The organism is Nocardia iowensis, assembly GCF_019222765.1.
Classification (GTDB): Bacteria; Actinomycetota; Actinomycetes; order Mycobacteriales; family Mycobacteriaceae; genus Nocardia; species Nocardia iowensis.
Window position 1 is genome coordinate 1,492,340 of the sequence record NZ_CP078145.1, and the last position, 12,650, is coordinate 1,504,989.

Genomic DNA, 12,650 nt, shown 5'->3' on the forward strand with positions numbered 1-12,650 from the left:
AATAAGAGTTGCCGGAGCTCCGTCCTGCCGACAACGAAATGCGCTGTCGCACAGCATTTTTCGTGATCGTGGGCTTGCGCTCGATGGTTCCGCTTGGTAGGTTCGCGGTCGAATTCTTCATCGGATCGCCCCATCCCGATCTATCCGCGCCGCCCGCCCGACGGCCGGATGCGGTGATCCCTACGGTCGCTCGGCGGACTGCCGGTGGCACAGCCGGATCGTTGACGCCACCGTGACCATGCTCCCGCTGCTCGCCCGTGTGTGCCGCTCTGTTTGCCAACGATCGTCGCGATGACCACAGCCCCCGCCCCGGGGCATCGGACCAGGAGGATGAATGTCGGATTTCGGTGCCGCCCATCAGGGCGAGGACATCGCGATCATCGGTGTGGCGCTGCGGCTGCCCGGCGGCATCGCCGACCTGGCCGGGTTGTGGACGACGTTGTCTTCCGGGCTCGATGTCGTCACCGAAATACCGAGCGACCGTTTCGACACGAGCAGGATCGTCGCTCCCGGCGAGCGCAGGCCCGGCAAGAGCTACACCAGCGCGGCGGGCGTGCTGACCGGCGTGGATGTCGCCGCGTTCGACGCGCCGTTCTTCGGCATCTCGCCGCGGGAAGCGAGCCGGATGGATCCGCAGCAGCGAATGCTGTTGGAGCTGGCGATGGAGGCACTCGACGACGCGGGTGCCGATATTCGCGAGCTGTCCGGCTCGGACACCGGCGTGTTCGTCGGTCTTTCCGAGGTCGGATACGCCACCCAGCAATTCGAGTTCCGGAATATCGATGCGTACACCAATTCCGGCGTCGCGCAGTCGATCGCGGCGAACCGGATATCCCACTTCTTCGATTTCCGCGGACCGAGCATGGCCATCGACACGGCGTGTTCCTCGGCCCTGGTGGCCTTGCACCAGGCCTGCCAGGCACTTCGTACCGGCGAGAGCCGGGTATCGCTGGCCGGTGGGATAACCATCCTGCTCAATCCGTACACCATGGTCGGCTTCGCGCAGGCGGCGATGCTTTCACCGACCGGCCGGTGCCGGGCGTTTTCGGCCGACGCCGACGGATATGTCCGCGCCGAGGGCGGCGGCTTCGTGGTGTTGAAGCGGTTGGCCGATGCGGTCGCCGACGGCGATCGCGTGCACGCGGTGATCCGTGGCACCGGGGTCAACTGCGACGGCCGTACTCCCGGGCTTGCGCTGCCCAGCGCCGTTGCGCAGGAAGCCTTGCTGCGCAGGGTGTATGCCATGGCTGGGGTCGAGCCGGATGAGGTCGGTTATGTCGAAGCGCACGGCACCGGCACGCCGGCGGGTGATCCGGTCGAGTGCGTCGCGCTCGGTCGAGCCCTCGGTATGCCCCGCGGGTCGGGGCGTTTCCTGCCGATCGGTTCGGTCAAGACCAACCTCGGGCATCTGGAGGCGGCCTCGGGCATCGCGGGCCTGCTGAAAGCGATTCTCGTGCTGCGCCATCGGATCATCCCGCCCTCGTTGCACGCGACGCCGCTCAATCCGGCGATCGACTTTGACGGACTGCGCTTGGCTCCGGCCATCGAACCGACGGCGATGGACAATGACCGGCCCGGTGTGGTTGGCGTCAATTCCTTCGGCTTCGGCGGGGCGAACGCGCACGCGATCCTCGCCGAGGCGCCGCCGCGGCAGCCGGGCACCGAGCCGACCCGTCGGCGGCTGCCGCTGGTCGTGTCGGCCCGCTCGGCGGGCGCGCTCAGCGAAGCGGCCGGGCTGCTCGGTGCGCAACTTGCCGATGCGACCCCGGAGAAGTTCTACGACGTCTGCTACACCCTCACGCGCAGGCGCAGCCGCCATTCGGATCGGGTGGCCGTGCTCGTCGATGACGGCCCGGCCGCGGCCAAGCGATTGCGCGCGATCGCCGAGGGCGCGGAAGCCATCCACGAGCGGGTGCCGGAGACCGCACGCGGCCGGGTGGCGTTCGTGTTCTCCGGCAACGGTTCTCAGTGGGCGGGCATGGCCGCCGACCTGCTTGCCGATTCGGTGTTCGGCGGTGTGATCGCGGAGGTGGACGCGTTGTTGCGACCTCGCCTCGGCTGGTCGATCGCCGAGGAACTGTCCGCACCGACCGAGTGCTCCCGAATGTCGGCCACGGAGGTGGCCCAGCCTGCTCTGTTCGCGGTGCAGCTCGGCGTGGCCGCAATGTTGCGGGTCCGCGGCGTCACCCCGGCAGCCGTCGTCGGTCACAGCGTGGGCGAGGTCGCGGCCGCATACCTGGCCGGTGCGCTCGAGCTGGATGCGGCGTGCCAGGTCATCGCCGAACGGAGCCGCGCTCAGGCGACGACCGCGGGCCGGGGCCGGATGGCCGCGGTCGGCCTGCCCGCCGGTGAGATCGCGCAGCTGCTGTCCGCGTTGCCCGGATTGGAGATTGCCGGGATCAACAGCGGCAAGGACGTCACGGTCAGCGGCGATGCCGGCGAACTCGCCGAGCTGGCGGCACGTCTGGCCGACCGCGATGTCTTCTTCCGGGAGCTCGAGCTGGACTATCCGTTCCACAGCAGGGCCATGGACGACCTGCGGCCGATGCTGCACACGGGGCTGGCCGGACTCAGCCCTACCGCATCCGAGGTGCCGCTGATTTCCACGGTGACCGGAGCCGAAATCGACGGCACCGAGCTCGGCGCCGAGTACTGGTGGCGCAACGTGCGCGAACCGGTGCTGTTCGCCACTGCCATCGAGCAATTGATCGCCGACGGCTTCGACATCTTCGTAGAGGTCGGCCCGCATCCGGTGCTGCGGGGTTATCTGCGGCGGCTGGCCGGGTCGTCGGAGACGCCTGCCGTCGTGGTTCCCACTCTCGTTCGAGCGACCGACGGAGCGCGGGCCGTCGACGCCGCGGTCGAGCGGTTGATCGAGGCGGGCGCGTCGCTCGACTGGACCCGTTACTTCCCCAGCCCCGGACGCGTCGCGGATCTGCCACGTTATCCGTGGCAACGGGAACAGCACTGGAATGGCACCCCGGACTGGAGCTTCCGCGACGGCGGCGACGGCACGATCGATCACCCACTGCTCGGCGAACGACTCACGGTGCTCGAACCGACCTGGCGCGACGTCATCACCCCGCTGCGGGTGCCGTGGCTGGCCGACCACCGAGTCGCCGGAGCGGTCGTCATGCCTGCCACCGGCTTCCTCGAAATGGCCCTCGCCGCGGGGCGCCGGGTCCACGACGCTCCCGTCGAGGTCACCGACCTCCAGATCACGAATGCTCTCGTGCTCGCACAGGACGCGTCCGCCCCCGCGGTCAGCCTTCAGGTGTCGCTGTCCGAAACCAGCGGAGCCGTGCGGATCGCAAGCAAGGCGGACGGGAATCCGGATTGGCAGGCCAACGCGACCGGCCGGGTCCGGCGCCTGTGGCGGCCTCGGCCCGCGTCGGTCGACCTCGCCGAACTGCGCGCCACCCTGATCGAGAAGATAAGCGGGGCAAAGCATTACGTTGCTACCGCCCGCGCCGGCCTCGACTACGGCCCATCGTTCCAGGTGCTCGAGCAGCTGGAGGTCGGCCACGACGAGGTGCTGGCCGCCTATCGCCTCGACGCTTCGCAGGCCGGATACGAGATCCACCCGGCACTGCTGGACGGTGCACTGCAAGCGGGCGCGCCATTGCTCGCCGACATCGCCGACGGCCGTGCCTGCTTCCTGCCACACGCGGTGGGGATCGCGCGCTGCTGGACCCAGCCCCCGGCCCACGGGTTCATCCGGGTCCGGTCGCGTGCCCGCCACAACGACTATGTCCGCTGGGACATCACGGTCACCGATGCCGAGGGCGTCGTCAGCGTGGAGCTCACGGAGGTGTGGCTGCGACGGTTCGAAGCGGCCATCGGCGAGCCCGTGCAACAGCCCGTATGCGTGCTGAAAGCCGCGCCGCACCATGAGGCGCCGATCACGAGTACACCCGTGCCGCCGGCCCGAGAGCTGGCGGCGGCAGCGCGGGTGTGGCTCGAACACGGTGCCGCCGTGTCCCCGCCATCCCCCGCTCTCGTGGCCCGGGCAATCGAAACATGCGCCCATTACGCCGTCGCCGCGCTGACTCGGCTCATGCCCGAGTCACCGACATTCGCCCTCGATGACGCCTTGGCGGCCGGTCTGCTTCCGAAATATTCGAGGCTGGTCGAACTGCTGCTGTCGATGGCGTGCGCACACGGTTTGGCCGAGCCGGTGGGCGAACGGCACTGGCGCTGGATCGGTGAAGCCGAACCGGAGTCACGGCTGCGCGCCTGGCTGACCGAGTTTCCCGAGGACGTGCCCGAGGCGACACTGAGTACCTATACGGCGCGGCGGCTACCGGAATTCCTCCTCGGGCAAGGGGATCCGCTGCAGGAAATCTTTACCGACGGTGCGGCGCTGCTGGAACAGACCTACGACGTCGGTCCTGTCGCCCGGTACGACAACGAGATGCTGCGCGCGGTGCTGAAGGCGGTAGTGGAGCGCTGGCCGAACGATCGGCCGCTGCGGGTGCTCGAGATCGGCGCCGGGACCGGCGGCACCACCGCGGCCTTGCTGCCGTTGCTGCCGCCGGAGCGGACCCGCTATCTGTTCACCGACGTGAGCGCCGCCTTCTTCGTCAAGGCGCAGAAGCGCTTCGCCGCCTACGAATTCGTCGACTATCACCGGCTCGACCTCGACCAGGACCTCGATGCCCAGGGCTTCCCCGATCGCGGCTTCGACCTCGTCATCGCCTCGAACGCGCTGCACGTGGCCGCCGACCTCGCCCGCTCGATGACCTCAATCGGCCGCCTGCTCGCCGAGGGCGGGCTACTGCTGGCCACCGAAATGCACGAGCCGCACCTGTTGGCGCTGCCGTACGGTGTGCTGGACGGCTTCTGGAACTTCACCGACACAGAATTGCGGACCCGATCGCCGCTGCTGTCGCGTGCGCAATGGCCAGATCTACTGCGCCGCTGCGGCTTCGCCGACGTGCGGCAGCTGGGCGGTGAGCGCGAGTCCATGGCCGACGCGTCTTCGGTCATTCTCGCCACCAGGGCCGCGGTCACCGAAATCGTCCCAGTGCTGCCACCGGCCCCGCTGGGAGTGCAATGGATCTTGCTCGCCGAGGACGACACGGAACGCGTGTTCGCCACAGCACTGGCCGACCAGCTGCGCGAGGCAGGCAGTGCCGGGACGCACGTCATCACCGCGAGCGAATACTTCCGCGAGGGATTGCCGATCGCCGCCGATACCGAGTCGGTCCGGCTCGCGTTTCTGCTGTCCGCCGCGCCCTCGGCCGAGCCTGCCGTCGCCATCGAACGGACGGTGCGCCGTGCCGCCGTGCTGCGCGCCGTCGCCGCTTGTCTCCGGGAGCTGCCTGCCACCGTGCAGGTGCAGTCTTGGCTCGTTACCCGGCCCAGTGGCGCGCTGCCCGCGCCGGAGCGGGCGGAGATGCCAGTAGACGCCGCGCTCTGGGGGGTGGCACGGACGCTGACCAACGAGCAGCCGGCGCTCGGCCTCAAGCGAGTTTCCCTCGAACGCGGTCCGGAACTCACCGAAGCCGCCGACCGGTTGGCGCGCGAGCTGCTCACGCCTACCGACGAGGACGAGGTGGTGCTGACCTGCGAAGGGCGCTTCGTGCCACGCGTCATCGACGCTCCGCCGGAGGTGACCGTGGTCGTGCCGGGCGATGCGAAGCCCTACCGGCTCGCGCTGCACAATCCCGGACTGTCCTGCGGATTCTCCTGGCAACCGACCGCGCCGAAGGTTGCCGGACCGAAGGAGGTGGTTGTCGCGGTCCGTGCCACGGCGTTGAACTACCGCGACGTGCTGCAAGCGGTCGGGATGCTGCCGCCGGAGGCCATCGACGGCACGTTCGCCGAACAGGGACTCGGTTTCGAGTGCGCCGGGGTGGTCACCGAGGTCGGTGCGCAGGTCCGCGACTTCCAGCCGGGGGACCGCGTGTATGGACTCGTCCCCGCCGCGCTCGCGTCACACGTCGTTACCGACGCCGAGAATGTCGGCAGGATGCCCGATTCCATGTCCTTTGCCCATGCCGCCACACTCCCGGTCGCCGTGTCCACCGTGCACTACTCCTTGCACACCCTGGCCAAGCTGGCGCCGGGGGAGGTGCTGCTGGTGCACGGCGGGGCAGGCGGTGTCGGCCTGGCCGCCGTCCGATACGCCCAGCAGCTCGGTGCGACGGTGATCGCGACCGCCGGGTCCGCGATCAAACGCGAGTTCCTGCGTTCGCTGGGAGTCGAGCACGTCTTCGATTCGCGCAGCATGGCTTTCGTGGCCGACGTCGAGGCCGTCACCGAGGGACGCGGGGTGGATGTGGTGCTCAACTCCCTCGCCGGGGAGGCACTGCATCGCAGTCTGGAGCTGTTGCGACCGCACGGCCGGTTCGTCGAATTGGGTAAGCGGGACGTGCTCGAAAACAATCCCCTGCTGCTTCGGGCGTTGAAGAGAAATATCAGCGTGTTCTGCGCCGACCTGAGCACCATGGATGTCGATCACCCGGTGTTCGGCTCGATGCAGTTCCAGAATGTCGCCGGGGAGATCGCGTCGCGGGGCCACGCCGCACTGCCACATGTGGTGTATCCCGCCGCACGCATCGAGGAAGCCTTCCGGGTACTGCAGCATTCCCGGCACATCGGCAAAGTCGTCGTCTCTTTCGACGGTGCGCTGCCCGTCGAGCGCGCGCCCGCACCGGCGCGGCTCGATCCGGCGGCCACCTATCTGGTCATTGGAGGGTTGAGTGGGCTCGGTGCCGCAACGGCGCGCTGGCTCGCCGACCGTGGGGCCCGGAATGTGGCGTTGGTCAGCCGCAGCGGGACACAGGCGCCGGAAGCGCCGAAGCTCATCGACGAACTGACCCTGCGCGGCGTCGCCGTCACCGCCCACGCCGCCGACGTCACCGACCGGGACGCCATGCACGCGGTGTTCGCGGCGGTCGACGCCACCGGGCATCCGGTCCGCGGCGTGATACATGCCGCGATGGTGCTCGACGACGCGCCGTTCGCCGAGCTCGATGACGCCCGGTTCGCCGCCGTGCTGGCTCCGAAGATGCAGGGGGCGCTGACCCTGGCCGAACTGGTCGAAGGGCGCGCGCTCGACTTCTTCGTGCTGATCTCGTCCGCCACGTCGGTGGTCGGGCAGATCGGGCAGTCCAATTACGTTGCCGGCAATTTGTTCATGGAGGCATTCGCCAGGCAACGGGAGGAATCCGGTCTCGTCACCCAAGTCATCGCCTACGGCGCCATCAGCGACGCCGGACATGTCGCCCGCACCGGTATGGCCGACCAGCTGGCGGGGTTCGGGTTGCGCGCCATCTCCGCCGAGGAGGCGCTGGCCGGCCTCGAGCAACTGCTCGGCGCCGAGCGCAACGGCACGTCCGTCGTGCGAATCGACTGGGGTCCGCTGGCCACTATGCTCCCCGGCATTTTGGCGCCGCGGTTCGAGAGCGTGCGACCGCCGGTGATCCACGGCGTGGAAGGCGGCAAGAGCGCGTTTCGCGCGGCCATTGCGGCGGCTGCCCCCGAGGATGCCGAGGAGCTCGTCCGGGAGGCCATGATCGGACTGGTCGCGCACGTCATGCAGACCACTCCCGACCGAATCGACCCGCACCGGCGGCTCGACGAGCTGGGGCTGGACTCGCTGATGGCCGCCGAACTGCTGGCGGCGATTCGCCACCAACTGGGGTGCGAGCTTTCGGTCATGGACGTTGCGCGGGGCGGTTCGCTGGCCCAACTCAGCCGCGTCGTCCTGGCCGCGCTGAAACCGGTCCAAGTGAGGAGCTGAGTACTGTGGCCGAACCGACGGTCGCCATCACCGGTGCCACCGGATTCCTCGGTATCCACCTCGTGCCGGAGCTGCTGCGCAGGCACGCCGCGCTGACCGTGCTGGCCCGCGGCGAACCGAAGTCCGTGCTGGACAGGCTGATCGGGCTGCTTCGGTGGACCGGGGGCCGCTGCGACGAACTCGCGGAACGGGTCCGCGTGGTGCAGGTGGATCCGGTCCGGCCCAGGCTGGGTTTGTCGGAAACGAGGTTCCGTGAGCTGGCCGATGAGTTGCAGGTGATCTGGCATTGCGCGGGCGATACCACGCTGGCCGCTCCGCTCGAACGGTTACGGCAGATCAATGTCACCGGCACCCGCCACGTCCTGGAGCTGGCCACGGCGGGGACGCAACGGCCGCTGGTCTGCCACACCAGTTCGGTCGGCGTGGCGGGAGCCAGACGGCACGGGACGATCCCGGAGCAACGACAAGACGACACGTGCGGCTTCGAAAACCCTTACGAGCGAAGCAAATACGAGGCCGAAACTGTTGTGCACGCATGGTTTGCCGAGCACGCAAGGCCGGTGATCGTGTTCCGTCCCAGCGTGCTCATCACCGATCTGCCTCGACGCCCCGAATTTCCCAGGCACACCCTCAGCTTTGTCGCCGAGGCCATCGAAAGCGGCATGACCGGATTCGGATTGGACCCCCGATCACCTCTCGCCCCGCGACTCCCGGTGCGGATCCCCGGCGACCCCACCGCGTCGATCAACCTCGTACCGGTGGACAGTGCCGCCGCGACGATGGCCCGCCTCGCCGACCGCGCACCGTCCGGCGGCATCGACACCTATCACGTTGTCCACTACCGAAACACGTTGATCTCCGACATGCTCACCGCCTTCCAGCGCACCTACCCGGTCGACGCCCGCCTGGTACCCAGACCCCCCGAGGACCAATCCCCCTTGGAAAAGCTCCTGGGAGAACAGACCGCCTTCCTCGGCTATGCCCGCCACCACCGCCGCTACGACGACTCCCGAGTACGCGCTGCCCTCGGCCCACCCACCCCGGCGTCCGACATCGACGTGAACTACCTCCAGTCCGCCATCCGACCCACGTGACCGGAGCCCTGCTCGGCCGTCAGCGCATCAGCCACCCGGCGAAGCACCGGGTCAGCACGGGCATGATGCCCCACACCATGGCCGCCACCGCGACGGGCAGGATGCAGGCCAGCCGCAGCGGGGTCGGAAGCGGTTCCAGCAGTGGGCCCGTGACCGTCACCAAGCCGGTGAGCAGCGGGTAGAGGCCGACCAGGGTCAGCAGCCAGAACTTCCATTTCGCCGGATGGGCAACATTCGGCGCGCCCTGTTCCGTCGACGCCTCGTCCACCGTGATCTCGTGTGTAACAGTCATTTTCCGCTCCATACCTCAGCACTCGCGGTTATCCGCAGTTATCGAGGAGACGACACAGACGCCGCAGGTGTGACATGGGCTCTACGTCCATTCACAGCAGTCGGCGCTGGAGAGACCGCGCGGACTGTGGGGGGCTTCGTGTCATCGACGCGGGCTGAGTCTGTGCCACAGGATTTCGGGGTCTCCGGGTGGTCGCCGCTGTCTGGTGTCGTGGGATTCAGTCCGACGGTGTTCGGTGACGTACGGCTGCATTCGCGGGACTTGTGACACCGTGGTGACATCGACCGACTTTCTTCCCCCTGCTTCCTCATACTGGCTGTCCTGTGCTGAGGGGAGGGATAGTCAAGGGGGAGAAGGTAAGGCGTCCGACCGAATGCTCCCATCGTGGGGTTCGATACGATCCGAACTACAGTTCGAACACCCTGATTCGATGAGGTTTGTTCATGACCCGCACCACGCCACCCAGAGCTGTTGATGTCGCAGCCGTGTGTCCCGCACTGGTACCGCTGGCTCGTCCGGCGACCCGGCTGCACCCGCGCCGCGGCACACCATCGGCATACGACAGTTCGATCGGCGGCCCTTTGTTGTGGCCAGCCGACGAGCCGTGGCCACACTGTCACGGCCCGCACGGGTGGCACTTGGTAACCGACCCGTTGAATCCGCACGGGCTGAACCCATTGCAGTCGTTTGCGGATGCCAAGCTGCAGCGGGACAGCCCGGTACCGTCGCGGCGGATGGCTGAAATCCATGCCTCGAGTGGGGGGACCTTCACTGCGGAGGAGTGGCAAACAATCGATAGGCTGGCGCAGGGGGTTCCGCTGCCCGAGGGGCCGAACGCCATGTTGCCTGTGGCGCAGTTGTATACGCGTGATGTGCCCGGGTTGCGGCCGCCTCCGGGCAAGGATCTGCTGCAGATTCTGTGGTGCCCGTTGGACAACGCCGAAAGTATGCCCGAGACCACCGTGGTGTGGCGCTCTGCCGCCGACGTCACCGATATTCTGGCTGCTCCGCCGGAGCCCGCGGCGGTGGAATACGGTTGCGACTACGTGCCCGTGCCGTGCACGGTGGAACCGGAATGCATTGTCGAGTACCCGAACTCGGGTGACCTCCGCGTGCATGGCGGTGAGCCGCTGGAGCAGGTGCGACGGTGGGCGGTCCAGCATGCCGGGGTCGATGTTCCGGATGGCCTCGAGGTGGAGGCGGGCTTCGAACACTTCGACGAGCTGTGTGTAGCCCCCGGGTGGAAAGTCGGCGGCCATATCAGGTGGGGGCTCACGGACCCCTTTCCGCAGCCATGTCCCACCTGCGGAACCGAAACCGAGCCACTGCTCACCATCGCCTCGACCGAATGGGACGGCGCAACACGCAGCTGGATACCGTACGAAGATCAAGCCCTGGAAGCTGGAACAGCCATCGGTCCCGGCGTCACAATCGCTCGCGGTTACAACATGATCCTGCGCGTCTGCCCAGCATCGCCCGATCACCCGCACATCCAACTCATGCAGTAGCTCTGTCCCACGTGGCGGCGGAAACCCCCGCTGGCAGACGCGGAAAACCGACCACATTTGGTGACCACAACGATGGAAAACGTGACATCGAGGCGGGTTGCGTGTTCGAACAAGGAAGGCCCCTGTCAGCGAATGTGCTGATCAGGGGCCTTCCTCATTGGTGCCCTCGGCAGGATTCGAACCTGCGGCCTTCTGCTCCGGAGGCAGACGCTCTATCCCCTGAGCTACGAGGGCGGGATAGGACTCGATCGGGGGTTTGACGCCGCCGATCGGGCGGGGAAAGCGTATCGCATCGGGTGCTGTTGGCCAAAAAGGGTGATAGGGCGGGGGTTCGGGTCAGCTCGGGGGGAGGGGGGTGGCGCCGCGGGCGGTGAGCATGGTGGTGATGAGTTGGGCCTCACCGCGCTGGGTTTTGTTCATGGTGTCGGCGAGGGTGCGCACGGCGGTGGTTTCGGCGTGTTCGGCGGCGTATTGGATCATCGGGAAGCCGCCCTGGTGGTGGCGCAGCATGAGTTGCAGGAACCGGGTGTCGAGCTCGGGGCCGGTGGCTTGGCGCAACGCGGCGAGGTCGGCGGGGGTGGCCATGCCCGGCATGGTCGGCATCGGGCCGGACGGGGTTTCGGCGGTGCCTGCGTGCCCGTGGCCGCCGGACTGTGTACTCATCCAGCCCATGTATCCGTCGACGCCTTGCGCGGGTTTGCCCCACAACTGGAGCCAGCCCTGCATGCGGCCGACCTGGTTCTGCTGGGTGGTCATGATGTCGTAGGCGAGGCGGCGCACGTCGGTGTCGGTGGAACGGACCAGCACGACGCCCGCCATTTCGACGGCCTGCGCGTGGTGTGCCGACATGTCCTGGGTGAAGCCGATGTCTACCGCGCCGGGGTCCGGTTCGGACGAATTGTTCAGCGGCAGCCGAATCAGCGCGCCGATGGCGACGCCGATCAGAATGGCGCCGATCACGCCGAGGACCAGTAATGCGGTGCGCTGACGACGGACCTGGGCACCGAGGCCGGACGCCGTGGCATCCGGCTCGACTTGGTTGGCCACTAGCGGTCGGTCCCTGGCGCGGGTTGACCCGGTGCGGGCTGGCCCGGTGCGGGTTGACCTGGCGCGGGTTGACCCGGTGCAGACTGACCCGGCGCAGGCCGCGGCTGGTTCGGCAGCGGCAGACCTGGCAGTCCGGGCACCCCGGGCACTCCTGGCAGACCGCCGGGCACCTCCGACGGATCCGGCTGCAAGCCCTTGCCGTCCATCGGCACCGCGTCAGGTCCGGGCGGCGTCGGGTCGAACGGCGGCGGGTTGTCGGTGTCGAACGCGATCGTCGAGCAGTCCGCGCCGACCTCGGGGTAGGTGTAGTTGTTCAGGCGCAGTGCCGTGATGAACTGGCCGACGCGCTTGTCGTCCGCGCGGTCCAACTTCAGCTGGTGCCCCCACGACTGCAGCGAAACCGGGGTGTCCAGGCCGGGATACGGCGACATCATCGAGTACGGCTTGCCCTGCACCTTGCTCTTCAGCGAGTCCAGGCCCGAGGCATCCACCTTGTCCGGGTTGTAGGTGATCCACACCGCGCCGTGCTCGAGCGAGTGCACCGCGTTCTCCATCCGGATCGGCTTGTCGTACACGACGCCGGTGCAGGTCGCCCAGGAACTGTCGTGCGGACCACCGAACGCGGGGCTCTGGTCATAGGCGACCCGCTGGGTCGGGCCGATGTGCAGCCCGGCCGGGTACTCCTTCTTGACCACGCCCTCGATCGAGTCGGACGGATCCTTGCGCTCCGCGCTCGGCGTGAACTTCTCCAGTTCGGCCTTCTCCTGGTACTTGGGTACCAGGCTGTAAGCCAGGGCACCGATCAATGCGATGATGACTACGGCCGCGCCGATGGCCAGCCAGGGGATCTGACGGTTCTTCTTGGGCAGTTGACCCCGGCCACCCCCTTTGCGGGAACCCGACAACTTGGCGGCGGCTTTGGCAGATTTGGCGCTGGGACTGCTCGGCATCGCTCGTGG

6 protein-coding genes and 1 tRNA gene are annotated in these 12,650 nt (G+C 67.9%); 3 read left to right on the plus strand and 4 right to left on the minus strand.

Features of this window, described 5'->3' with window-relative positions; all coding sequences use genetic code 11:
- Positions 1–334 precede the first annotated feature (334 nt).
- Both KV110_RS06715 and KV110_RS06720 read left to right on the plus strand, forming a co-directional pair.
- On the plus strand, positions 335–7,750 hold the full coding sequence (locus tag KV110_RS06715) for a type I polyketide synthase (protein ID WP_218474363.1): 7,416 nt from the start codon (positions 335–337) through the stop codon (positions 7,748–7,750).
- Between the two features lie 5 nt (positions 7,751–7,755).
- Entirely contained in the window at positions 7,756–8,844 is a 1,089-nt protein-coding gene (locus KV110_RS06720; protein WP_218474364.1) for an SDR family oxidoreductase, read from the plus strand.
- A gap of 19 nt (positions 8,845–8,863) precedes the next feature.
- Here the strand turns inward: KV110_RS06720 and KV110_RS06725 are convergent, their stop codons facing one another.
- Positions 8,864–9,136 (minus strand): putative antibiotic biosynthesis monooxygenase, encoded by a 273-nt coding sequence (locus KV110_RS06725; protein WP_218474366.1) that lies wholly within the window; start codon positions 9,134–9,136, stop codon positions 8,864–8,866.
- Positions 9,137–9,789: 653 nt separating this feature from the next.
- Here KV110_RS06725 and KV110_RS06730 point away from each other — a divergent pair.
- Positions 9,790–10,644, plus strand: a complete 855-nt coding sequence (locus KV110_RS06730; protein ID WP_218474368.1) for a hypothetical protein — start codon at positions 9,790–9,792, stop codon at positions 10,642–10,644.
- Between the two features lie 158 nt (positions 10,645–10,802).
- On the opposite strand, the gene KV110_RS06735 is transcribed toward KV110_RS06730, so the two are convergent.
- The 3 genes from KV110_RS06735 to KV110_RS06745 form a co-directional block, all read right to left on the minus strand.
- Positions 10,803–10,878, minus strand: a tRNA-Arg gene (locus tag KV110_RS06735).
- Between the two features lie 102 nt (positions 10,879–10,980).
- Positions 10,981–11,691 (minus strand): DUF305 domain-containing protein, encoded by a 711-nt coding sequence (locus KV110_RS06740; RefSeq protein ID WP_218474370.1) that lies wholly within the window; start codon positions 11,689–11,691, stop codon positions 10,981–10,983.
- Positions 11,691–12,641, minus strand: a complete 951-nt coding sequence (locus KV110_RS06745; RefSeq protein ID WP_218474372.1) for a DUF3105 domain-containing protein — start codon at positions 12,639–12,641, stop codon at positions 11,691–11,693. Before KV110_RS06745 ends, KV110_RS06740 begins: the two co-directional genes overlap by 1 nt.
- Between the last annotated feature and the right edge of the window lie 9 nt (positions 12,642–12,650).

Excerpts from the sequence above, each read along its gene's own strand:
- KV110_RS06745 (WP_218474372.1), bottom strand. The coding sequence starts at position 12,641 with ATGCCGAGCAGTCCCAGCGCCAAATCTGCCAAAGCCGCCGCCAAGTTG.
- KV110_RS06725 (WP_218474366.1), bottom strand. The coding sequence starts at position 9,136 with ATGACTGTTACACACGAGATCACGGTGGACGAGGCGTCGACGGAACAG.
- KV110_RS06715 (WP_218474363.1), top strand. The coding sequence starts at position 335 with ATGTCGGATTTCGGTGCCGCCCATCAGGGCGAGGACATCGCGATCATC.